This is a genomic window from Sphaerisporangium rhizosphaerae, from assembly GCF_042665155.1.
GTDB classification, from domain to species: Bacteria; Actinomycetota; Actinomycetes; order Streptosporangiales; family Streptosporangiaceae; genus Sphaerisporangium; species Sphaerisporangium rhizosphaerae.
Map to the genome: position 1 here is coordinate 79,847 of NZ_JBHTCG010000002.1, position 19,829 is coordinate 99,675.

The 19,829-nt window shown below is 73.2% G+C and carries 22 protein-coding genes and 1 riboswitch; of the genes, 3 read left to right on the forward strand and 19 right to left on the reverse strand.

Features of this window, described 5'->3' with window-relative positions; all coding sequences use genetic code 11:
- Positions 1 to 80 precede the first annotated feature (80 nt).
- Positions 81 to 818 (forward strand): phosphotransferase, encoded by a 738-nt coding sequence (locus ACFQSB_RS03040; RefSeq protein WP_380824107.1) that lies wholly within the window; start codon positions 81 to 83, stop codon positions 816 to 818.
- Between the two features lie 755 nt (positions 819 to 1,573).
- Positions 1,574 to 2,029, forward strand: a complete 456-nt coding sequence (locus ACFQSB_RS03045; protein WP_380824108.1) for a hypothetical protein — start codon at positions 1,574 to 1,576, stop codon at positions 2,027 to 2,029.
- Positions 2,030 to 2,487: 458 nt separating this feature from the next.
- On the opposite strand, the gene ACFQSB_RS03050 is transcribed toward ACFQSB_RS03045, so the two are convergent.
- The 17 genes from ACFQSB_RS03050 to lanKC all read right to left on the reverse strand — a co-directional run bounded on the left by ACFQSB_RS03050 (position 2,488) and on the right by lanKC (position 16,713).
- On the reverse strand, positions 2,488 to 3,327 hold the full coding sequence (locus ACFQSB_RS03050; RefSeq protein ID WP_380824109.1) for a bifunctional 5,10-methylenetetrahydrofolate dehydrogenase/5,10-methenyltetrahydrofolate cyclohydrolase: 840 nt from the start codon (positions 3,325 to 3,327) through the stop codon (positions 2,488 to 2,490).
- A gap of 205 nt (positions 3,328 to 3,532) precedes the next feature.
- A riboswitch (ZMP/ZTP riboswitch) is annotated at positions 3,533 to 3,616 on the reverse strand.
- Between the two features lie 73 nt (positions 3,617 to 3,689).
- Entirely contained in the window at positions 3,690 to 3,902 is a 213-nt protein-coding gene (locus tag ACFQSB_RS03055; protein ID WP_354851280.1) for a hypothetical protein, read from the reverse strand.
- 119 nt (positions 3,903 to 4,021) lie between these two features.
- Positions 4,022 to 5,011: an aldo/keto reductase gene (locus tag ACFQSB_RS03060; RefSeq protein ID WP_380824110.1), complete on the reverse strand. Its 990-nt coding sequence runs from the start codon at positions 5,009 to 5,011 to the stop codon at positions 4,022 to 4,024.
- 177 nt (positions 5,012 to 5,188) lie between these two features.
- Positions 5,189 to 5,680 (reverse strand): hypothetical protein, encoded by a 492-nt coding sequence (locus ACFQSB_RS03065; RefSeq protein ID WP_380824111.1) that lies wholly within the window; start codon positions 5,678 to 5,680, stop codon positions 5,189 to 5,191.
- Between the two features lie 149 nt (positions 5,681 to 5,829).
- Positions 5,830 to 6,288 carry a DUF4383 domain-containing protein gene (locus ACFQSB_RS03070; RefSeq protein ID WP_354851293.1) on the reverse strand — a complete coding sequence of 153 codons (459 nt, stop codon included), beginning with the start codon at positions 6,286 to 6,288 and terminating at the stop codon, positions 5,830 to 5,832.
- A gap of 119 nt (positions 6,289 to 6,407) precedes the next feature.
- The gene (locus ACFQSB_RS03075) at positions 6,408 to 7,088 is read right to left on the reverse strand and encodes a hypothetical protein (protein WP_380824112.1); all 681 of its coding nucleotides are present in this window, start codon (positions 7,086 to 7,088) and stop codon (positions 6,408 to 6,410) included.
- Between the two features lie 3 nt (positions 7,089 to 7,091).
- Positions 7,092 to 7,895 carry a DUF6286 domain-containing protein gene (locus tag ACFQSB_RS03080; protein ID WP_380824113.1) on the reverse strand — a complete coding sequence of 268 codons (804 nt, stop codon included), beginning with the start codon at positions 7,893 to 7,895 and terminating at the stop codon, positions 7,092 to 7,094.
- Entirely contained in the window at positions 7,892 to 8,389 is a 498-nt protein-coding gene (locus ACFQSB_RS03085) for an Asp23/Gls24 family envelope stress response protein (protein WP_380824114.1), read from the reverse strand. Before ACFQSB_RS03085 ends, ACFQSB_RS03080 begins: the two co-directional genes overlap by 4 nt.
- Positions 8,386 to 8,577 (reverse strand): hypothetical protein, encoded by a 192-nt coding sequence (locus ACFQSB_RS03090; RefSeq protein ID WP_354851397.1) that lies wholly within the window; start codon positions 8,575 to 8,577, stop codon positions 8,386 to 8,388. Before ACFQSB_RS03090 ends, ACFQSB_RS03085 begins: the two co-directional genes overlap by 4 nt.
- On the reverse strand, positions 8,570 to 9,124 hold the full coding sequence (locus tag ACFQSB_RS03095; RefSeq protein ID WP_380824115.1) for a hypothetical protein: 555 nt from the start codon (positions 9,122 to 9,124) through the stop codon (positions 8,570 to 8,572). The genes ACFQSB_RS03090 and ACFQSB_RS03095 overlap by 8 nt, the downstream gene beginning before the upstream one ends.
- A complete protein-coding gene (locus ACFQSB_RS03100) occupies positions 9,121 to 9,588 on the reverse strand; it encodes an Asp23/Gls24 family envelope stress response protein (protein WP_354851391.1) in 468 nt (155 codons plus the stop codon). Before ACFQSB_RS03100 ends, ACFQSB_RS03095 begins: the two co-directional genes overlap by 4 nt.
- 142 nt (positions 9,589 to 9,730) lie before the next feature.
- Positions 9,731 to 11,512, reverse strand: coding sequence for an ATP-binding cassette domain-containing protein (locus ACFQSB_RS03105; RefSeq protein ID WP_380824116.1), 1,782 nt, complete (start codon positions 11,510 to 11,512; stop codon positions 9,731 to 9,733).
- Positions 11,509 to 13,443 (reverse strand): ABC transporter ATP-binding protein, encoded by a 1,935-nt coding sequence (locus ACFQSB_RS03110; protein ID WP_380824117.1) that lies wholly within the window; start codon positions 13,441 to 13,443, stop codon positions 11,509 to 11,511. Before ACFQSB_RS03110 ends, ACFQSB_RS03105 begins: the two co-directional genes overlap by 4 nt.
- 90 nt (positions 13,444 to 13,533) lie before the next feature.
- Positions 13,534 to 13,656 (reverse strand): SapB/AmfS family lanthipeptide, encoded by a 123-nt coding sequence (locus ACFQSB_RS03115; RefSeq protein WP_354851312.1) that lies wholly within the window; start codon positions 13,654 to 13,656, stop codon positions 13,534 to 13,536.
- Positions 13,657 to 13,697: 41 nt separating this feature from the next.
- Positions 13,698 to 13,820: a SapB/AmfS family lanthipeptide gene (locus ACFQSB_RS03120; protein ID WP_380824511.1), complete on the reverse strand. Its 123-nt coding sequence runs from the start codon at positions 13,818 to 13,820 to the stop codon at positions 13,698 to 13,700.
- 41 nt (positions 13,821 to 13,861) lie between these two features.
- Positions 13,862 to 13,984: a SapB/AmfS family lanthipeptide gene (locus tag ACFQSB_RS03125; RefSeq protein ID WP_354851318.1), complete on the reverse strand. Its 123-nt coding sequence runs from the start codon at positions 13,982 to 13,984 to the stop codon at positions 13,862 to 13,864.
- The gene (lanKC, locus tag ACFQSB_RS03130; RefSeq protein ID WP_380824118.1) at positions 13,984 to 16,713 is read right to left on the reverse strand and encodes a class III lanthionine synthetase LanKC; all 2,730 of its coding nucleotides are present in this window, start codon (positions 16,711 to 16,713) and stop codon (positions 13,984 to 13,986) included. Before lanKC ends, ACFQSB_RS03125 begins: the two co-directional genes overlap by 1 nt.
- A gap of 519 nt (positions 16,714 to 17,232) precedes the next feature.
- Between lanKC and ACFQSB_RS03135 the strand changes: the two genes are divergently transcribed.
- The gene (locus ACFQSB_RS03135) at positions 17,233 to 17,424 is read left to right on the forward strand and encodes a DUF2795 domain-containing protein (RefSeq protein WP_380824119.1); all 192 of its coding nucleotides are present in this window, start codon (positions 17,233 to 17,235) and stop codon (positions 17,422 to 17,424) included.
- Between the two features lie 74 nt (positions 17,425 to 17,498).
- Here the strand turns inward: ACFQSB_RS03135 and ACFQSB_RS03140 are convergent, their stop codons facing one another.
- Together ACFQSB_RS03140 and ACFQSB_RS03145 are read right to left on the reverse strand one after the other, a co-directional pair.
- Entirely contained in the window at positions 17,499 to 18,170 is a 672-nt protein-coding gene (locus ACFQSB_RS03140; RefSeq protein WP_354851328.1) for a response regulator, read from the reverse strand.
- Positions 18,167 to 19,786 carry an ATP-binding protein gene (locus ACFQSB_RS03145; protein ID WP_380824120.1) on the reverse strand — a complete coding sequence of 540 codons (1,620 nt, stop codon included), beginning with the start codon at positions 19,784 to 19,786 and terminating at the stop codon, positions 18,167 to 18,169. The genes ACFQSB_RS03140 and ACFQSB_RS03145 overlap by 4 nt, the downstream gene beginning before the upstream one ends.
- Positions 19,787 to 19,829 lie beyond the last annotated feature (43 nt).

Here is a 19,829-nt window from a genome sequence, read left to right on the forward strand (position 1 = left end):
CCGGCCGGGGAGACCTGGTCAGCCGTGGCAGGCGGTAAACCCGTTGTGACATGGTTGATCATCTCCCGATAATGGCCGGCATGGAGGGGATCGAGGTCGTCGTCGCCCATAAGGAGCGGGCGACCCTGCGCGTCGGTGATGTGTTCCTGAAGGTCGACGTCGACCAGACGCGCACCGACGTCGAGGTCGAGGCGATGGCCATGGTGCCGATCCCGACTCCGGAGGTGCTGTGGCGCAAGCCGCCCGTGCTGGCGCTCGCCGCCCTGCCCGGCACGGCACTCGGCGTCCTCGGCGAGCCGTCGACCGCGTCGCCGGGGGCGTGGGCCGCGGCGGGCGCCGCCACACGGCTGCTGCACGAGGCGCCGCTGCCGCCCTGGCCCGGCCGGTCACTCGACGACATCGCATCGCGCCTCGACGGCGAATGCGCGTGGCTCGTCGGGAACGGCGTCCTTCCCGCCGACCTGGTCACGCAGAACCGCCGGGTCGCCGAGGCCGCGCTTCGGCCGTGGACACCGGCGTTCATTCACGGCGACCTGCAGGTCGGCCACGTGTTCGTCGACGGTGACGAGGTCACCGGCGTGATCGACTGGTCCGAGGCGGCGCCGGGCGACGCCCTGTACGACCTCGCCGTCCTGACGCTCGGACACGAGGAGCACCTTGGCGACGTCGTCGCCGGCTACGGCACCGGCGTCGACCTCGACGTGGTCCGTGCGTGGTGGTCGTTGCGAAGCCTGCTGGCGATCCGCTGGCTGGTCGAGAACGGCTTCGACCCGTCTCTGCCGGGCTGCGAGATCGACGTGCTGCGAGCCCGGATGTGAGGCCCGCACGGGTCCGGCGGTGGCTTCGCCGATAGCGCGACGGCCGTTCCCGCCGGTGCCCTGACGCCGTCCCCCGATTACGGCGAGAGGCACCGGCCCGGCCCTCCGCCGCCGCGGAGAGCCGTCCGTTGTGATGGCCCGCCTGCTAACGCGCAGGGCCGTCCGAGGCGCGCTCCGCCAGCGACCGGGACGCCTTAGGGTGGATCAGGAACTCTAGGCAAAGCGCTGACGCTATGCACTGATCTGTGTACGCTTTGCTGTCATGTCCTGTGATCCGGAGCTGGAGGCGAAGGCGTGCCTGGCAGGCCCCTCTCCAGAGTCTTGTATCCCCGATGGCCTGACGCTCACCCAGCAGACATTCCGTATACCGGTCTTCAGGGATGCTCCGGAGCGACCGGGTGAGCGGGATGTGTCCCTGCTCACAGGTAGGCTGACCATAGAGGATGCCTCACACTACGTGAACCCCAGGAGCAGTAAAGAAGCTCGTGCTCTTCGCCGGGCTGGGGTAAGGTACACAACAGCGGGCAGGCTGAGAGAACTGGGGTTCGCGGTCCTGCACACACCGGGAAGAGTCACAGGCGATCCTCCGGAAACGGTGCGAGAGGTATCGGCGTGCCGGGAACCTAAGACGCATGTCTCGGTGGTGTGGCCGAACGCGGCGCCTCTGGAGCGACAAGACATCCCGTGGCTCGATGAGGTGGTGCAACGCTTCGTCGGGTGTTTTGACGGGTATATGACGATGGGAGGTGACACGGATGAACCTAGACTCGGTAGCTAAGGCGGGCTGCTATCCCTGGAAGCCTCAGGTAGGTGCGACGGACCTGGACGTCTGGCACAAGTACGAGGTACCTCTGACCGGCACCTTCCGTCTCGGCGCGACAACCATGCTCTTCACGCAGGTCTATGACAGCTTCCAAGGCTTCGCCGTATGGGCTTATGTGTGTCTACCTCACGATACAGCTGATGGGCTGTTGTTCTCCTCGGTCGATGATCTGACCTCTTATGTCGATGCCGCATTCAGTGAGAAGGAAGCTGTCTTCGTCCTGACTCACAACGACCGCATCACGCGGTGGGGTCGACATGAGGTTGCCGACGACCTCTTGAAGGCTGCAGCAGAATTTCTCGAGACACTGACTCAAAGCCAGAGTGCAGAAGGCCGTGTAGAGGCCCAGTTCGCTGCTATCGCTGCCTCGGAACTGCTGTACGCCTGATCAGGCAACATAGGACGGGCTCGTGCGCACTTGTGCACGAGCCTTATCGCGTCCATCCCCTTTTCCATCGCCCCTGCGGAGTGGCAGCGGGCGGGTAACGAAAGTTGCCGCCCTTGACCAGGCGTCCGGCTGTGGAGAACACGCCCGGCCGCAGCCGTTTCCGTTCCCACCGGCGGACGGGTTGATCATTGAGGGCGAGCATGGTGCGCGCCACCGCTCCAGTGCCTGCGACAGGCCCTTGCCCAGGTCACCCGCAGTAGCAGGCCGCTGGTCTTGCAGACGATTCCCTTGCCGTCGGTAGACAGGGCGATCTTGGGGCGAGGAGCGATGGACTGCGCGCGAATAGTGCCTCTCGAACTGGTGTGGATGGACCCTGGACAAGTCCTATTCTCCCAGCTCAAGGCGTCTTTCTCATGTAAACGATCAACCTCGGCCAAATGCGCCACGAAAGCCTGAGACTAACGGGGAGGGCCGTCCGAGGCGCGCTCGGCGGCGGTGACGGCGTTGCGGAAGAGCATCGCGACGGTGGTGGGGCCCACGCCGCCCACCCGGGGCGTGATCGCGCCCGCGACGCGCTCGCAGGACTCGTCCACGTCGGGCAGCAGCCGGCGTCCGGCGTACCGGACGCCGCCGCCGATCACCACCGAACCCGGCCTGACGTGCTCGGGGGTGATGATGCCCGGCACGCCCGCCGCCGCGATCAGGATGTCGGCGCGCAGGGTGTAGCGCGGCCAGTCGGGCACTCCGGTGTGCACGACGGTGACGGCGGCGTTCGCGGTCGGGCGCTTCTGGGCGAGCAGCATGGCGAGGGGCCGGCCGAGGGTGGCGCCGCGGCCGAGGATGACGACCTCCTTGCCGGCGACCGGGACGCCGTAGTGGGCCAGCAGCGCCTCGATGCCGGCGGGAGTGCAGGGGAGCGGCCCCGGAATGCCGAGCGCCAGGCGCCCCATGTTGAGCGGGTGCATGCCGTCGACGTCCTTGTCGGGGTCCATCGACTGCAGGGCGCGGTCGTAGTCGAGGTGCCCCGGCACGGGGTGCTGCACCAGGAGCCCGTGGACGGCCGGGTCGGCGCTGAAGGCGGCGATGGCGGCGTGCAGGTCGGCCTGGGTCGCGGTGGCCGGCAGGTGCTCGTGCGGCGAGGTGAAGCCGAGCTCGGCGGCCTGCCGCTGCTTGATGCGGATGTACCCGGCGCTGGCGTCGTCGTCGCCGACCAGGATCGTGGCCAGCGCGGGGGTCACGCCCCGCTCTCTCAGCGCGGACACCCGCCCGGCGACGTCGGCGAGGATCGCCTCCGCCACCGGTCCGCCCGCCAGGATGCGCGCGGACCCCTCCGGCGACGCGGAAACTCCGGCGGAGCCGGCGGGCACGGAGGACGCCGACGCGGAGGACGCTGACGCGGAAGAAGCGGACGCGGAAGAAGAGGGAACGGATGAACCGGAGGGCGGGGGGCGGTGGCCAGGGGTGGCGTGGTCATGGGCGGACGGGGACATGGTCGCTCCTCGCCGTGGGCGCCCAGGCGGTCGACTCCCACGAGCAGGCTCCCCGATGGTCGGTGCCATCCCCTTGCCGCCAGTCGCGCGGCTTCCAGCATGCCCGATCCGCGCGCCGCCATGCCAGCCGTCCCCGCCGGGTCGCCGCGAAACGCGGGCTCACCCGCCGCTCAGGAACGGCCGGGGCGGACGGAGTCGTCGCCGCGCGTGCTCTTCCACCACTCGCCCTCCACCAGGGCGTACGACACCGAGACCATGGTGAGCAGGATGCCGCAGAGGAACAGCCACCAGAGCTGGGCGATCCCCGCGTAGAGACTGAGGGCCAGGAAGGCTATGAACGCGCACACGGCGACGATCAGCCTGATGTTCAGTCGTCGGTCCATGTCCGCCCCCTACCCCCTCACGGCGGCTCAACCAGGGTCCGTCGCCCACCGGCCGGCCCGCCGGGCGCCGGGACGCGGGCCGCTCGGACCGGCCCGCGTGGTCGGTGGCCGGCGCGTGGTCAGTGGCCGGCGGTGTCGAGCCTGGCGCGCTGTTCCGGGGTCAGTTCGAGGTCCGCGGCGGCGAGGGTCTCGTCGAGCTGGGCCACCGAGGAGGCGCCCACCAGCGGGATCATCGGGATCTCGCCGCCGATCAGCCAGGCGAGCACCACCTGGTTCGGGGTGGCGCCGGTCTGCTTCGCCACCTCGCGCAGGGCGGTCAGGCGGGCCGGCGTTCCCGCGTGGTCATGGCCGGCGCCGAGGGGCCGGTCGTCACGGACGTAGGCGCCCTTCAGCAGAGGGGAGTAGGCGACCATGGCCAGATCCGGCTCGGCCCGCAGATAACTGAGCAGGTCGGGACCGGTCACGCCCTGGTTTCCGTCCGGGGAGCGCAGGCTGGGCAGGTCGGTGCGGTGCCGCAGGTAGCTGTGGTGGTACTGCAGCACCTCGTAGCCGGGCAGCCCGGACGCCGCCGCCAGGGCCCGGGCGCGCTCCACCCGCCAGGCCCAGTGGTTGCTCACCCCGAGCAGGCCGACGGCGCCCTCGGCGACCAGTTCGGCGAACCCCTCGACGGTCTCCCGCAGGGAGACCCGCGGGTCCTCGATGTGCGCGTACAGCAGGTCCAGGCGGTCCACCCCGAGCCGTTCCCTGCTGCGCTCCGCGGACTCCCTGATCACCTTGGCGGACAGCCCCTCGACGTCCGGGCCGAAGGTGGTGCCGGGGGCCAGGGGCCGCGCGCCGAGCTTGGTGGCGATGACGATCTCGTCTCCCACGCCCCGGTCGCGGCGCCAGCGGCCGAGCAGTTCCTCGCTCTCGCCGCCCTGGGTGCCGTTCACCCAGAACGCGTAGTTGTCGGAGGTGTCGATGAAGGTGCCGCCGGCCTCCAGATACCGGTCGAGGATGGCGAAGGACGTCGCCTCGTCGGTGACCGTGCCGAACAGCATCGCGCCGAGGCTGATCACGCTGACCTCGCGGCGCGTGCGCGGGTCGGTGCCGATCGCGCGGTACTTCACGGGCTCTCCTCTCGGCGGGCCGGCCGTGCGCCGGCGCGTCGTGCAGGAGTCTGGACGCTGGAGCGCGCTCCAGGTCAACCCCGGTGCTCCGCCGGCGTGGCGGAGTGGCCGGGAAACGGGACGCGAGCACGTTCCATCCCTGGCCACTCCGGTGACGCGACGGCCTGTCCCCGGCGGCTAGTACCGGTCCCTGTCCCGGTCCCTGGTGCTGCTCCGGTCCCGGTCGCGCTCGCGTTCTCTGGTTCTCCTCTCGCTGCCGCGGTCCCTGTCGCGGTCCCTGCTGCTCCTGTCGCGCTCCCGCTCCCGCTCTCTGCTTCTCTTCTCGCTGCCGCGGTCCCTGTCGCGGTCCCGGTCGCGCTCTCGCATCCTTCTCTCGCTGCCTCGGTCGCGATCTCTGTCACGGTCTCTGTCGCGGTCCCTGCTGCTCCTGTCGCGTTCGCGCTCGCGCTCTCTGGTCCTCTTCTCGCTGCCGCGGTCGCGGTCGCGGTCCCTGCGGCTGCTTCTGCCCCGGTCCCCGTTGTCGGTGCGCAGGTCGTTCAGGGAGCTGACCGACTGCGCCGTCCGGTTCGTGGTCGGGGCGCCGGCCGCGCTCGCCGCCGTCTGGAGCGTCGCGGTCAGGCAACAGGTGCCCAGTGCGCCGACGAACGCCTTCCGGATGGTTCTGTTCATGTCGCCGTCCCCTTTCGTGGCCGCTGCTTCGACCCCTCCGCGGATGAGTCGACGTGGCTTCACCATGAGGCACGGGACGTCATGGCGGCGTGACGCCGGCGTGACGGCGCCACCTCGCGGAGCCTTCCCGCGAGGTGGCGCCGAGCCGGTCAGACGGAGAAGGGGCCTCTGCGGGGGCCGCCGCCGCGCGACAGCGCCACACCCAGGCCGATCATGACGATGCCGAGCAGGAAGTGCAGCCAGTTGTCGGCGGTGTTGAACGGCACGAAGTTGGCCGTGCTCCCGTGGCCGACCAGCAGTCCGTAGATCCACAGCAGCAGGTAGATGACGCCGCCCCAGACCAGGAAGTTGCGCGCCCCGGTCCAACCGCGGGCCAGCGCCAGCCCCACGACGCCGTAGACCAAGTGCACGATGTTGTGCAGGACGGATGTCTGGAACAGCCCCAGCAGGTAGGCCCCCGAGTTGTGCCCGGCGAACCTCATGGCGCCGTAGTCGGTGGTGATGCCGGGAATGAAACCGAGGATGCCGACCGCGAGGAAGATGATCCCCATGACGAGCGCGGCGGTCTGCAGCGGTGTCCGGGTCATCTGACGCGTGTGCGCGCTCATGACGCCTCCTGCGTAGATCTTGCTGATGTGATGGGTCGTGGCCGGATGGAAGCCGCCGCCGGACCGCTGATCGCGCCGGCCGCCGGACGGGCGGGCCGGCGCGATCGCCGGGAGCGGCGTCAGTGGTGGGTGCGGACGGTGTGCATCCGGACCGTGGCCGGCAGGCGGTCGGTCTCCAGCGAGCGCCGCAGCCGGGCCACGGCGTTCTGGATGCCCTGGCGGGCCGCGGCCGGGTCGGACTCGTCGGGCAGGACGACGGCCAGCGTCAGGCTGGGCGCGCTGGGCGCCCCCCCGAGGCGGGCCCGTACCCGTTCGGCGGGCGCGCGGCGCCCGCGTCCGGCGCCGTGCCCGCGTCCGGCGCCCTGCGTGTCCGCAGGGCCGTGCCCGGGCTCGGCACCGGTCGCGGCCGGTCGCTCCGAGATGGCGGGGACCTCGCGCATGGCCAGGACGAGGTCGTCCTCGACCGCCTCGGCGGCGGCCCTGGCCGACAGGTGGGTGGCGCCGTGCCCGGGGTCCTCCTCCAGATCCAGGTGGCGGATGGCGTTCCTGCGCGCCTGCATGAGCAGCCAGCGCAGGGCCAGCAGCTCCACCACCAGCCCGGCGACGGCCACCGCGGGCCAGAACCAGCCGGTGCGGGACGCGAACGCGGCGACCTGGCCGGAGATCACCGGCTGGCCGCGCGCGCCGAGCAGCCCGAGACCCTTGGCCAGCGCCGCGGCGCCCGCCAGAAGCAGGATCAGGCCGACGATCGCCAGCCCGGTGCGGTTGACGCCGGCGTGGCGGCTGTGAAGGTGGCTCACCGCTCATCCCCCCTTCCGGCGTACGGCGACCCGTACGCGCATCGGCCGCAGTGGCCGCAGCTCGGCCAGGCGGCCCTCGACGGCCTGGCCGACCTCGCCCGGCAGCTCGCCGGGGTCGCGCAGCGGCGTCGCGACCGTCACCTCCGCGGCGCGCCGCCGCAGGCGTACCCGGGCGCGGGAGACGCCGTCCACCGCCGCCGCGACGGCGGCCAGGTGGCGGCGCAGGCCGGACCGGGTGATGCCGGTGACCGTCTGCGGGTCCTCCGACGCCAGTGCGACCAGCCGGGGCCGTCCGGGCTTGAACGCGGCGATCAGCAGCACGATGCCGAGCAGGCCGGCCACGGCCGCGGTCGTGAGCGCCATCGGGTCGTCCCAGCGCGCCCGGCCGAGCGGAGCCAGCCAGGTCAGCGCGGGCAGCCCCGCGCGGGTGCGGGCCGCCGCCGTCACCGCGCCGACCATGGTGACGATGCCGGCCGCCGCCAGCAGGAGCGCGACCAGGGTCGCGGGAAGCGTCCGGTGCGATCGGAACGCCCGCGCCGCCGCCCTGCGCCGGGCCCGGTCGGCGGGCGCCGCCTCACGGTCGCGCCCGACCACACCGGTCATCGCCGGCGGGCCCGCGTGCTCGTGCGGCGGGGGGCTTACGGCCTGGTCCTGCGGCGGCATGCCCTCCGTGGTGGCCTCGTGGGTCTCCCGTGGCATGCCTTCGGCGGCCGCCTCGTGGGGCGGTCCGCCGGTGGCGGGCTCGTGGACCGGCCCCTCTCCGGAGGGCCGGGAGGCGGGGTCGCCCGGGCCCGGTGTGGTGGTCATCGCACCCGCCTCCCCGGTTCGTCCGGGTGGATCAGGCGGGTGACGTCGATGTCCACCTGCCGTGCCTCCAGGCCGGTCAGCTCCCTGACCCGGCTGACGACGTGCTCGCGCACGCGGTGGACGACCTGGCGGATCGGCGCGGGGTAGGCCACCGACAGGGTGACCCGCACGATGGCCATCCGGCCCTCCACATGCCCGCTGACCCGGGGGTCCGCCCGCCCTGCGTCCCGTCCGAGCGGCACGCCGAGCATCCGGGGCGCCGCCCCGCCGACCTGCTCCACCTCGCGCACCGCGCATGCGGCGACGCGTTCGAGCACGCGGTCGGTGATGCCGGTGTGCCCGCGGCCCTCCGGGGACGCGACGGCGCCCGCGGACGCGGGTCCGGTGCTCGCGCCTGCGGCGCTGCGCCCCTCGGCGGGAGGCGCGGCCGTCCCGGCGCCGCCGGGCGCCATCGGGTCCTGAGCCGGCGACGGCCGGCCCGGCCCGGTGTTCATGTGCGTCTCCGGCCGCCCAGCAGGCCGCTCATGTCCAGCTCGCCGGTCAGCGCCCGGCCCACCAGGAACCCCAGCACGCCGAGCACGAGTACGACGAGGAACGCCGTGAGGCCGCCGACCACCACGGCGAACCCGAGCGCGGCCCCGAACAGCAGGCCGACCGCGGGCCACAGACGGTTGTCATCCATCTCGCTCACCTTCTCCTGTCTCTGAGCGATCGCTGCGCGGCGGCGCCCGCCGCCGGCCGCCACCCGCTCCTGGGGCATGGCCCGCCTCGCCCTGGGCGGAACGGCCCCCCTCGTCTCCCGCGGGGCCGTCCGCCTTGCCGGCGGGCCGGTGCGCCTCGCCCTTGGCGGGGCGGGCGGTCTCCTCCGTGGCGGCATCGGCCCGCGCGGCCGGCGGGGCGGCGGATTCCTCGCCGGTCAGGGCCTCCTGGCCGGGCAGGGTGATGTCGTCTATGCGGACGTGGACCGGCAGACCGGGCACCAGCGGTTCGACCGCGGAGCGCACCTCGGCGGCGACCTCGGTGAGCGGCCGGCCGTACCGGACGACCACGGCCACCTCCACCTCGGCGTCCCGCACGGCGATCCCGGCGACCGTCCGCCCGGCCAGGTAGGTCGCCACCGGGCCTCCCGCGAGGGAGGCGACGTCCGGGCAGCCTTCCACCGCCTGGGCGATGCGGTCCGCCAGCCGCTCCACCTCGGGCTTCTCGCGGACGCCCGTGGGCGGTGTCATCGGACCCGCGCCTCCTGGGGCTCGCCGGTCTCCTCGCCGGGCAGGTGGAGGTCGTCCACGGTGATGTTGACCTCGGTGACCTCCAGGCCGCACATGTTCTCCACGGCGTCGATCACGTTGCGGCGCACGCCGGCCGCGAGGTCGGGAATGGACACCCCGTACTCGACGATCACGTCCAGATCGGCCGCGGCCTGGCGCTCGCCGACCTCGACCGCGACACCCTGCGTGCTGGCCGTGCCGCCGCCCCCGGTGAGGGCCTCGCGTACCGCGCCCAGCGCCCGGGACATGCCCGCACCCATGGCGTACACGCCGGACACCTGGCGGGCCGCCATGCCCGCGATCTTGGCCACCACGGTGTCGGCGATGGTCGTCCTGCCGTGTTCGCTGACGAGTTCGGCGTTGCCCCGATGCGTCATCGGCCGGGCGGTCGTGACGTCGGGCGCCTGGGTCTTGGTCTGGTTCATCTGTGTGCTCACCTCGTTGCCTCCGTTCCAGCAGGACTGGCCTGCGTCGCCGAATAGGAAGGCACAACCGGCGTAAGTGAGCACGTACCCGTAAATAGGGAGATATATGGTTATTTATGGCAAATGTCTGATTATCGGCGTGTCAGTGCCGGGCGTGCGCGCCCACCGGAGCCGACCACCGGCCCATCAGGTCCCGGTAGAGCTCCGAGGCGGCGACCATCTCCTCGTGCGTCCCGGCCCGCGCCCGCGCGCCGTCCATGACCAGCACCCGCTTCGCGCGCAGGGCCGAGGTGAGCCGGTGGGCGATCACGATGAGCGTCCCGCCGCGCGCGGCGAACGCCTCCTCGGCCCGCGCCTCGGCCGCCGGGTCGAGGTGGCAGGTCGCCTCGTCGAGCAGAACCAGCCGCGCGGGCGACAGGTAGGCGCGGGTGAGCGCGATGAGCTGGCGCTCTCCCGACGACAGCTCGCCCGGGTCCACCTCGGCGTCGTAGCCGCCCAGCCTCCGGGCCAGCTCGGTCATGCCGACCGCCTCCACCGCCCGGTCGAGCTCCGCGTGCTCCGTGAGCTCCGCGTGCTCCGTGAGCTCCGCGAGCTCCGCCGGTTCCGCGTGCTCCCCCCGGGACCGGCCGTCCGCCAGGTAGGTCAGGTTGTCGCGCAGCGTGCCGCGGAACACGTACGCCTCCTGCGGGATCAGGACCCGTGCCCGGCACATGGCGGCGCGGTCCATCTCCCCGACCGCCACCCCGCCGATGAGCACCCGCCCGGCGTCCGGGCGCAGGACGCCGGCCACCAGCGCCGCCACCGTCGACTTGCCGATGCCGCTCGGCCCCACGACGGCCAGGTGGTCGCCCTCGACCACCGTCAGGTCCAGGTCGGCGACCACCGGGTCGGCGCCCGGTCCGTAGGCGAACCTCACCCCCTGAAGACGCAGCTCCACGCCCTCCGGCCCGCCCGTGCGGCGGGTCGCCGCCGCCGGGGGCCGGTCGCTGGTCGCCGCGATGCGCTGGAGCGCCGTCACCAGGCGCACGCCGTTGACCCCCGCTCCCTGCACCAGGCTGCCCAGGGCGGGGGTGAGCGACTGCGCGACGTAGGTCAGCGTGCCCAGGATCACCCCGGCGGTCGCGCCCTGCCGCACCAGCGACGGCGTGGCGAGCAGCACCAGCAGGACGGGCAGCCACCCGCCCACCGCGAGCGAGACGGTGCGCACGGCCGTGAGCCCGGCCAGCGTGCGGGCGACCCGGGCCTGGCGCTCGACGTCCACCCCGACCCGGTCCGCCACGCGGTCCTCGGCCCCGCACGCGGTGACGTCCCGCAGCCCGTCCACCATGGCCGCCAGCGACGAGGCGGTCCGCTCCTCGGCCAGGATGAGCTCGCGCTGCGCCCGGGCCATCGCGGGCAGCGAGAGCGCGAACAGCACGAGCCCCGCGGCCAGCGGCAGCAGCACCAGCGGCAGCACCGCGCCCATCAGCGTCAGCACGCCGAGCGCCACGCCGGCCACCGAGAACAGGAACGACCTGACCACGGCGATCACGGCGCCGAACGCGTCGCGGGCCAGCTCCACCTGGCGGTTCAGCCGGGCCACCGCGGCGCTGTCGGGTCGCAGGCCCGAGGCCGCGGCCCGGTGCAGGGTGCCGTCGACGACGCGGCGCAGCAGGTCGTCCCGGAACGGCTCGACGATCCCCCCGATCGCCAGCAGCACCTGCCGCGCGCCGAGCGCCGCGGCCAGCCAGGCGGCGGCCAGCACGGCCAGCCAGCCGAGACCGGTCACCGGACGCCCGGCGGCGAACCCGTCGTCCAGGGCGCGCGCGACCGCCTGGCCCGAGACGAACGACGGCGCGGCCTCGGCGAACGACCAGCCGAGCAGCCGCGCCAGGTGGCGCGGGCGCGCGCGCACCGCCCGCCACAGCGGCTCCCGGACGCTCATGCCCGCTCCGCCACCGGAACGCCCTCCGCGCCCCGCGAGGCGGAGGACGGACCGGCGCCCGACGGCCGTCCTCCCTCAGCGGAGGCCGGGGGCGCGGTGGGGCGGGTGGCCTCGTCTCGGCGGGAGGCGGCGGGGTCGGGGGTCTGGAAGACGGCGCGGTAGGCGGGGTCGCGCCACAACGTCTCGTGGCTGCCGCGTCCCCGGATCCGCCCGTCCTCCAGCCAGACGACCAGGTCGGCGCGCGCCGCCGTCGTGGCCCGGTGCGCGACGATCACTCTGGTGCGGTCGCGCAGCTTCTCGGTGAGCGCCCGCGCCACCTGGTACTCGGTGACGGTGTCCAGGCTGGAGGTGGCGTCGTCCAGGATCAGCAGCCGGCCGCCGTGCGCGAAGGCCCTGGCCAGCCCGACGCGCTGGCGCTCGCCGCCCGACATGGGGGCCTCGTCGACCGGGGTGGCGTAGGAGCGGGGGAGCTTGCGGATGAAGGGGTCGGCCGCGGCGTCCCGGGCGGCGTCCCTGGCCAGGCCCTCCGGGCGGCCCACGGCGATCGCCTCGGCCAGCGTGGAGCCGAAGAGCACCGGCCGCTCGAAGGCGTAGCCGACGGCCCCGCGCAGGGCGGCGCGCTGCAGCCGCCGCAGCGGCACCCCGTCGAGCAGCACCTCGCCCTCGTCGGGGTCCACCAGCCGCCCGGCGACGGCGGCGAGCAGCGACTTGCCGCTGCCCGACCTGCCGACCACGGCGAGCGTGGCGCCGCCCGGCACGGTCAGGCCGATGTCGCGCAGCGCGGGACGCCCGTCCACGCGCACGCTCACGCCGCGCAGCTCCAGCCGGCCGCGCTCGTCCGGCGCGCCGTCCCCCGTCAGGGCGCCCGTGTCCTCGTCCTCGAAGAGCCCGGAGCAGGGGCCGGCCGGGGGGCGCAGGCGGGCCTCGCCGTAGGCCGTCGCCGGCCGGTCGAGGACCTCGCTGACGCGCCGGGCCGCCGAACGGGCGCGGGCGAGGCGGTTCAGGTACCCGAGCGCCGAGCCGATGCCGGCGCCCAGCACGGCGTAGCGGGCCGCGGCGAACAGGTCTCCGACGCTCATCGCGCCGGCGGCCAGCCGGAAGCCGCTCACCCCGATGACGGCGATCTCCAGCAGCGGCACGACGATGGCCGCCTGCACCCCGGCGCGGGCGTTGACCCGCCACAGGGCCATGCCGCTGGCGCGCAGGCGCGGCAGCGGCTGGAGCACGCGGCGCACCTCCAGGTCCTCGGTGCCGGCCGCGGCGATGGTGCGCGCCCCCGACAGCGCGTCGATCAGCCGGGAGGCGATGTCGCTCTGCGCCTGCTGGTATCCGCCGGCGACGGCGGTGGTCTCGCGGAGGAACGCGCGAAGCACGAGCCCGATCAGGGCGAGGCCCGCCACGAAGGCCACCGCGGGCCAGGGGTCGATGAGCGCGAGCGCGACCAGCGAGCCGGCCGCGGGAACGAGCAGCGCCACGGCGGTGATGAGGGCCTCGGGGGCCGCGCCGACCTCCTCGGCGTTGCCGCCCGCCCGGGTGACCAGGTCGCCCGCGGAGAAGCGCCGGGAGATGGCCGGGCCGACGCCGAGCATGTGCCGCACGACTCGCAGGCGCAGCCCGCGCGCGGCTTGGGCTCCGCCGGCGCCGGCCGCGAACACGGCCACGGCGTCGCAGGCCACCAGCGCGGCGACGAGCAGGACGCAGTGCAGCAGGGGGCCGCCGGTCAGGGCGAGAACCCCCGAAGATGAGGGGCCGGTGGCATCGGGGGAGCCGCCGGGGGTGACCAGGACGTCCACCGCGCCACCCAGTGCGGCCGGGAGCAGCAGCTCCACGACGGCGCCGGACAGCGCGGTGACGGCGTACACGGCGGGCCACCGGCCGCTGCGGCGGAGCACCTCGAAGAGAAGCCCGTCCGACCCCGTCCGGCGTGGCAAAGGTTTCCCCTCCGTGTCGTGCGGGAATGGTCAGGCCTGGAGCGGCCGGATGAGGGCCGCCCCAGGCACTGGCTCAGATATCAGCCGATATCAGCCGCAGAGGATGCTGAGGCTGCTGTTCTCGTGGGGGGTGCACCCCACGAGGCTCAGGTTGCTGCCGCCGCCGCCGTGGCCGCCGGGGATCTCCATGTCCTGCAGGTCGAGAAGCGCCATTCGAGTCACGCCCTTTCGTGGTGCTTGGAGGGTTTGGGGGATCAGCCGCAGAGGATGCTGAGGCTGCTGTTCTCGTGGGGCGTGCAGCCCACGAGGCTCAGGTTGCTGCCGCCGCCGCCACCGCCGGTGGGGATCTCCATGTCCTGCAGGTCGAGAAGCGCCATTCGAGTCACGCCCTTTCGTGGTGCTTGGAGGGTTTGGGGGATCAGCCACACAGGATGCTGAGGCTGCTGTTCTCGTGGGGGGTGCACCCGACGAGGCTCAGGTTGCTGCCGCCGCCGCCGTGGCCGCCGGCGAGCTCCATCTCCTGGAGGTCGAGGAGAGCCATTACCGATCACCTCCTTCCGTGGTGGTCGCAGGGAGCCCCGTTCCGGCCGGAGCGCCGGACGGGGAGATCAGAGGCACGGTCACCGGCCGGTCGTGCAGCACGGTGCCCAGTGCGAGCAGGACGCCGGCGGTGCCGGTCGCCAGGTCCATCGACAGCCGCAGGAGCTGGTTGCCGGGGAAGGCGAGCCCGCCGCCGTAGGGCATGGCGTGCCAGCCGAGCCGCGCGATCTGGCCGCTCACCTCGGGCGAGGTGGGCCCGACGCCGGGCCGCAGCCCGAGGGCGAGCGCCGCGATCATGCCGGCCCGCCCGGCGAACAGCCCCGACTGCACGTAGTAGTCCAGGGTCGCCACCGGGCCGGTGTCGGTCAGCGCCTGCCGCAGGTCGTCGTCCTCGCGGTGGGCCAGGTACCGGGCCAGCACCACGCCGATGCCGGCCGAGCCCTCGTCCAGGTAGGGGTTGGTCCGCCAGCCCTGCTGCACCTGGAGCTGCCCGTCGGAGCGGTGGGTGCAGCGCCGCAGGTCCTGCCGCAGCGCGACGTTCGCGTGGTCCAGCAGCCCGGCGTCGCCGGTCGTCTCGTACGCCCGCAGGAACAGCAGGGCCGGGCCCGACGAGCCGCGCATCAGCCCGGCGTGCGGGTTGCCGCTGCCGCTGACCTCCGGCACGCTGTCGACCGCGCCGAGGCGGCCGGCCACCATGTCGGCGATCCGCAGGGCGGCGCCGGTCAGCTCGCGGTCGCCGGTCGCCTCGCCCAGGTGCAGCAGGTTGAGCCCCATGCCGGACAGGCCGGCGTACAGGCTCTGGCCGAGCTGCTCCCACTTCTCGCGCAGGCACAGGGTGACCAGCTCCAGGGCGTCATCCCTGCGGCCGAGCGCCTCGAAGGCGTAGGCCACGCCGTGCAGGCCGTCGTAGAAGCCGAGTCCGGTGCCCGGCCGCGGCGTCATGGCGCGCTCGCGCAGCCAGGTCTCGTACTCGGGGAACCGGCCGGCGCCGGTCTGGGCGAGCGCGTACAGCACGCCGGCGGCGCCGTTGGCCAGGTTGAGCCCGCCGCCCGGCTGGAACTGCGCGGCGTCGCCGGGGAACAGCCGGTCGGCGCGGCCGGGGGTGGCGGAGGCCAGGATGGCGCGGTGGGCCGCCTGCCGCACCGCGGACCACGAGGCGCGGCCCGGCAGGGGCAGCTCGCGCATCGCGCCCAGGTCGTGGGCCGGGGAGGACGTGCGCGCGGGAGCGGTCCCCGCGGGCGACACGGCGGCCCCGTTCGCGGGCGCGGGCGCCTCCGGTGCGGCGGAGGCGCGGTCCGCGACCTGGCCAGGGTCGCCGCCGAGGATCGTGCGCACGGCCTCCTCGACGAAGGCGCGCGGCACCGGGAAGGTGTCGCCGACCAGCTCGGCCAGGTGGATGACCTTGGCGCGCTGCAGAGGGATCAGCACCGTGGACATCGGGGCGAACAGGTTCAGCCGCATGCACGCCAGCGCGTACTGGTCGGCCGCGATGCCGAGCCGGTCCGGGGGCGGGCAGAAGCCCGGGTGGGCGAGGGTCGGCCGGCTGTTGTTCTCGGCCAGCCCGGCCACCTCGAAGTCGATCAGCACGACCCGGTCGTCCTCGACCAGCACGTTGAACGGGTGCAGGTCGCCGAAGACGACCCCGCGCTCGTGCAGCGCGGTCACCGCCCGTTCGACCCGGGCCAGCATGTCCAGCGCCCATTCGGTGTACTCGGCGGCGTCCTCGGGGGTGAGCGTGGCGCGGGTCAGGGGGTGCCGGTGCACCGACTCCTGGCTGAGCGTCGTCCCGTCGATGAACTCCTGGACCAGGAAGTGGTGCTCGCCCAGGGTGAAGTAGTCGAGCAGCGCGGGCACGACGTCGAGCCCTTCCAGGCGCCGCAGGATGTCGGCCTCGTGGCGCAGGCGGGCGACCGCGTCGCGGCCGGCGGCGTCGAGCCCGGCGTGCGGCCTGGCCTCCTTCAGGACGACCGGGCGGTCGGTGCGCGTGTCGCGCGCCTTGTACACCCCGCCGCCGTTGGAGAAGTGCAGCACCTTCTCGATCTCGTACGGCAGGCCGGCGAGCGTCACCGAGTTGCGGGCTTCCAGGTGCGGCCGGAGGAAGTCCGGCAGGGTCACCCACGACGGCGGCGAGAAGGAGGGGCCCCGGCGGTCGGGCACCAGGGTGCCGTCCGCGTCGGCGATCGCCAGGACGCGGTCCCGGTTGGGGGTCAGGCAGTAGCGTTCGGCGAAGCCGCCGTAGCGCACGTACAGGGGACCCTCGCCGTAGCGCAGGTCGCTGAGGATGTACGGGCCGCGCACGCCGTGCAGCAGCTCGCCCAGCTCCTTGAGCACGATCTCCAGCTCGGCCTCGTCGGCCGGGTAGAGGGTGGCGAGCTTGCCGCTGCTGCCCCGCTCGGCGTACTTGGAGTTGAGCATCATGACCACGCGGGGGCCGCGCAGGAACTTGAAGCTGAGCCGGCGGCCCACGCAGTAGTCCCAGATCGCGGCGAGCGTCTTCTCGGCGTCGTCCAGACAGGCGGACACGTGGATCTTCCATCCCTGCAGGGGGAGGGAGCGGTCCTCGGGCCCGTAGTGCAGCCAGGTGTCGGTGGCGCGGTGCTCCCAGCCGACCGGCACCTCTCTGCCCGATATGGGAAAGTCGGGATACTTTGTACGCTGAGTGTCAAGGGTGTCGTAAAACAGTGGATCGGCGAGGCAATAGATCTCGTACCTGTCGATCACGTCCCGCACCCCTCTCTTCGCTCGGTTCTGCTCGGCGCTAAGAGGAGAGTTACGGATAGCCCCAGCCGTGCCTAGTGACCGGACCCATAGTCGTCATATGCCAGTGTCACTATTGTTTTCGTGATAACTGTCATAGTTATCTACCTTGACCAGTGGATCTTTACCGAGGCTACAATGTCGATGACATTGCGAAAAATCGAGGGTTGACACACTTTGCCGGGTCGCGGCACCCCCCGGCCCGGCCTCTGCCTGGGCCTCCGGCCGCTCGGTCCTACTGGCGAGTAGGGGTTCGCGGTGATTCCGGCGACGTCAGGGGCTGGGTGTTTACGGCGCCTGAACGGTTTCTGGGCGCTATATAGGGTCATTTCGGACAGATGGTATCAAGCATCCTCCGTGGCCGCCGGGACAATGTTGAATGCGATTCGGTTTCGACGGCAAAGATTCGGGCAGTCTCGCTTGCCGACGTGGAATGTCGGGTTTCTCTATCTCCGCGACGGACAGGAACTACCTCGCGACAAAGGAGGAAGCATGACGCAGGTGGACTTCATCCACGTTCAGAAATTCCTGTCCGGCGTTGACTACCCGGCCAGCAAGGAACAGCTCGTCGAGCACGCCAAGTCGAAGAACGCGGACGAGCAGGCGATGGACGCGTTGCGCCGGCTTCCCGACAAGGAGTACGAAGGACCGAGCGGGATCAGCAAGGAACTGGCCAGGTCCTGACGAGGTCAGTCAGACGCCTGGCCGCCGTCGAGGTCCTGAGCGGACCGCTCCCGCGGCCTGCCGCACCCCTGAGATCAGGTGATCTGGTACAGCAGCTCGGGCCGCCCCAGGCCGCCGTACTGGGGCACCCGGCGCGCGACGCCGTTACCGACGAGATGCTCCAGGTAGCGGCGGGCCGTCACCCGCGAGACCCCGATCGCGGTGCCCATCGCCTGCGCCGACATCCCCCCGGGGGTCCTGCGCAGCTCGCCCGCCACCGCCTCCAGCGTCGCCTCGGCCATTCCCTTGGGCAGGCCGGTGCGCGCCGTCCCGCGCAGCGCCGACAGCGCCCTGTCCACCTCGCTCTGGCCGCTGACCTCGCCCGCCCCGTCCATGGACGAGCGGAAGGCGGCGTAGTGCCGCAGCTTCTCGCTCAGCGTGGCGAAGGTGAACGGCTTGAGCAGGTACTGCACGACCCCGACCGACACCGCCGAGCGCACCACCGACAGGTCCCGCGCCGAGGTGACGGCGATGACGTCGCAGAACACCCCCGCCGCCCGCAGCGTCCTGCACACGTCCAGCCCGTGCATGTCGGGCAGGAACAGGTCCAGCAGCACCAGGTCGGCCGGGCGGCGCCGCAGGAACCGCAGCGCCTCGCCGCCCGAGCGGGCCACGCCCACGACCGTGAACCCGGGCACCCGCTCGACGTAGAGGCGGTTGGCCTCGGCGGTGAGCTCCTCGTCCTCGACGATCAGCACCGAGATCACGCCGCACCGCCCGGAACCGCGGGGAGCGGCAGGCGGACGGTGAACACGGCGCCCTCGCCCGGCTCCCCGTCCGCGCCGCCCCTGCCGATCTCGATCGTGCCGCCGAGGCGGCGCACCGCCTGGCCGGTCATGGCCAGCCCCAGGCCGCGGCCGTCGCCCTTGGTGGTCCAGCCCCGCCGGAAGACGTCCTCGACGGCCGCCGCGTCCACGCCCGGCCCGCTGTCTCTCACCTGGACCAGGAAGGCGCCGTCCTCGGCGCGCAGGTGAACGCGCACGCGGGCCGGGGCGGCGCCGGTCATGGCGGCCTCCACGGCGTTGTCCACCAGGTTGCCGAGGATGGTCACCAGGTCGCGGCCGTCGAGCGCGACGTCGTCCAGCCCGCTGTCCGGGCTGATCGCCAGCTCCACGCCGCGCTCGGCGGCCTCGGCGGTCTTGCCCAGCAGCAGCGCCGCCAGCACCGGCTCGCGCACGGCTCCGACGACGCGGTCGGTGAGCTGCTGGGCGGTCTTGAGCTCGGCGGTGGCGAACGCGACGGCCTGCTCGGCGCGTCCGAGCTCCACCAGGGTGACCACGGTGTGCAGCCGGTTGGCGGCCTCGTGCGCGGCCGAGCGCAGCGACTCGGCGAAGCCGCGCTCGGCGTCGAGCTGGCCGGTGAGCGCCTGCAGCTCGGTGTGGTCGCGCAGCGTCACCACCGTGCCCAGCGGCCGCGCGCCCGAGCGCACCTGCGCGGAGCTGACCACAAGCACGCGGTCGCCGGTCAGGTGGATGTCGTCCGCGCGGTCCTCGCCGGAGGCCAGCGACCCGGCCAGCGACGGCGGCAGCCCGAGCTCGGCGATCGGCCGCCCCTCGGCGTCCGCGGGCAGCCCGAGCAGCTCGCGCGCCCCGTCGTTGGCCAGCGTCAGGCGGCGCTCGCCGTCGATGAGCAGCAGCCCCTCGCGCACCGCGTGCAAGATCGCGTTGTGGTGCTCGTACATGCGGTTCAGCTCCGAGGAGCGCAGGCCGTGCGTGTGACGGCGCAGGCGCGCCCCCACCAGGTAGGTGCCCGCGGTGCCTGCGGACAGGCCGACCACCCCGGTCAGCAGCGCCGCCGCGATCTGCTCGCGGAGCTGGGCGCTGATCTTGTCGACGAAGATGCCGGCGCTCACCAGCGCGCGGACGCGGCCGGAGGCGTCGCGCACCGGCGTGACGGCCCGCACCGAGGGGCCGAGCGTGCCGGTGTAGGTCTCGGTGAAGGTGCGCCCGGCCAGCGCGGGCGCGATCGTGCCGAGGAACCGCCCGCCGATCCGCCGCGGGTTCGGATGGCTGTACCTGCGGCCCTCGGTGCTCATGATCGTGATGAAGTCCATGCCGGCCTCGCGGCGGACCCGCTCGGCGTAGGGCTGCAGGACGGCCGAGGGGTCGGGGTCGTCCAGGGCGGCGAGCACGGTGGGGGAGTCGGCCACGCTGATCGCCATCCGCCTGGAGGTGGAGGCGGCCTGCTCGTCGATCAGCCGGCCGGTGTGCAGCAGGGCCAGGGCGGTGCCGCCCGCCACGGTGACCCCGACGACGACGATCTGGAGCACGAGCATCTGCCGCGCCAGGCTCCAGCCCCGCAGCCGGGAGCTGATCGCGGTCACGGCCTCACCTCCGCCGGGTCCCGAGGTGGCCCGCGCACGCCGC

Bases quoted from the DNA above. Each gene is read 5' to 3' on its own strand.
- ACFQSB_RS03125 (WP_354851318.1), bottom strand. From the start codon at position 13,984: ATGGCTCTCCTCGACCTCCAGGAGATGGAGCTCGCCGGCGGCCACGGC.
- ACFQSB_RS03120 (WP_380824511.1), bottom strand. From the start codon at position 13,820: ATGGCGCTTCTCGACCTGCAGGACATGGAGATCCCCACCGGCGGTGGC.
- ACFQSB_RS03100 (WP_354851391.1), bottom strand. From the start codon at position 9,588: ATGAACCAGACCAAGACCCAGGCGCCCGACGTCACGACCGCCCGGCCG.
- ACFQSB_RS03090 (WP_354851397.1), bottom strand. From the start codon at position 8,577: ATGGATGACAACCGTCTGTGGCCCGCGGTCGGCCTGCTGTTCGGGGCC.
- ACFQSB_RS03045 (WP_380824108.1), top strand. From the start codon at position 1,574: ATGAACCTAGACTCGGTAGCTAAGGCGGGCTGCTATCCCTGGAAGCCT.
- ACFQSB_RS03135 (WP_380824119.1), top strand. From the start codon at position 17,233: ATGACGCAGGTGGACTTCATCCACGTTCAGAAATTCCTGTCCGGCGTT.
- ACFQSB_RS03085 (WP_380824114.1), bottom strand. From the start codon at position 8,389: ATGAACACCGGGCCGGGCCGGCCGTCGCCGGCTCAGGACCCGATGGCG.
- ACFQSB_RS03095 (WP_380824115.1), bottom strand. From the start codon at position 9,124: ATGACACCGCCCACGGGCGTCCGCGAGAAGCCCGAGGTGGAGCGGCTG.
- ACFQSB_RS03070 (WP_354851293.1), bottom strand. From the start codon at position 6,288: ATGAGCGCGCACACGCGTCAGATGACCCGGACACCGCTGCAGACCGCC.
- ACFQSB_RS03040 (WP_380824107.1), top strand. From the start codon at position 81: ATGGAGGGGATCGAGGTCGTCGTCGCCCATAAGGAGCGGGCGACCCTG.
- ACFQSB_RS03055 (WP_354851280.1), bottom strand. From the start codon at position 3,902: ATGGACCGACGACTGAACATCAGGCTGATCGTCGCCGTGTGCGCGTTC.
- ACFQSB_RS03105 (WP_380824116.1), bottom strand. From the start codon at position 11,512: ATGAGCGTCCGGGAGCCGCTGTGGCGGGCGGTGCGCGCGCGCCCGCGC.
- ACFQSB_RS03065 (WP_380824111.1), bottom strand. From the start codon at position 5,680: ATGAACAGAACCATCCGGAAGGCGTTCGTCGGCGCACTGGGCACCTGT.
- ACFQSB_RS03080 (WP_380824113.1), bottom strand. From the start codon at position 7,895: ATGACCACCACACCGGGCCCGGGCGACCCCGCCTCCCGGCCCTCCGGA.
- ACFQSB_RS03115 (WP_354851312.1), bottom strand. From the start codon at position 13,656: ATGGCGCTTCTCGACCTGCAGGACATGGAGATCCCCGGCGGCCACGGC.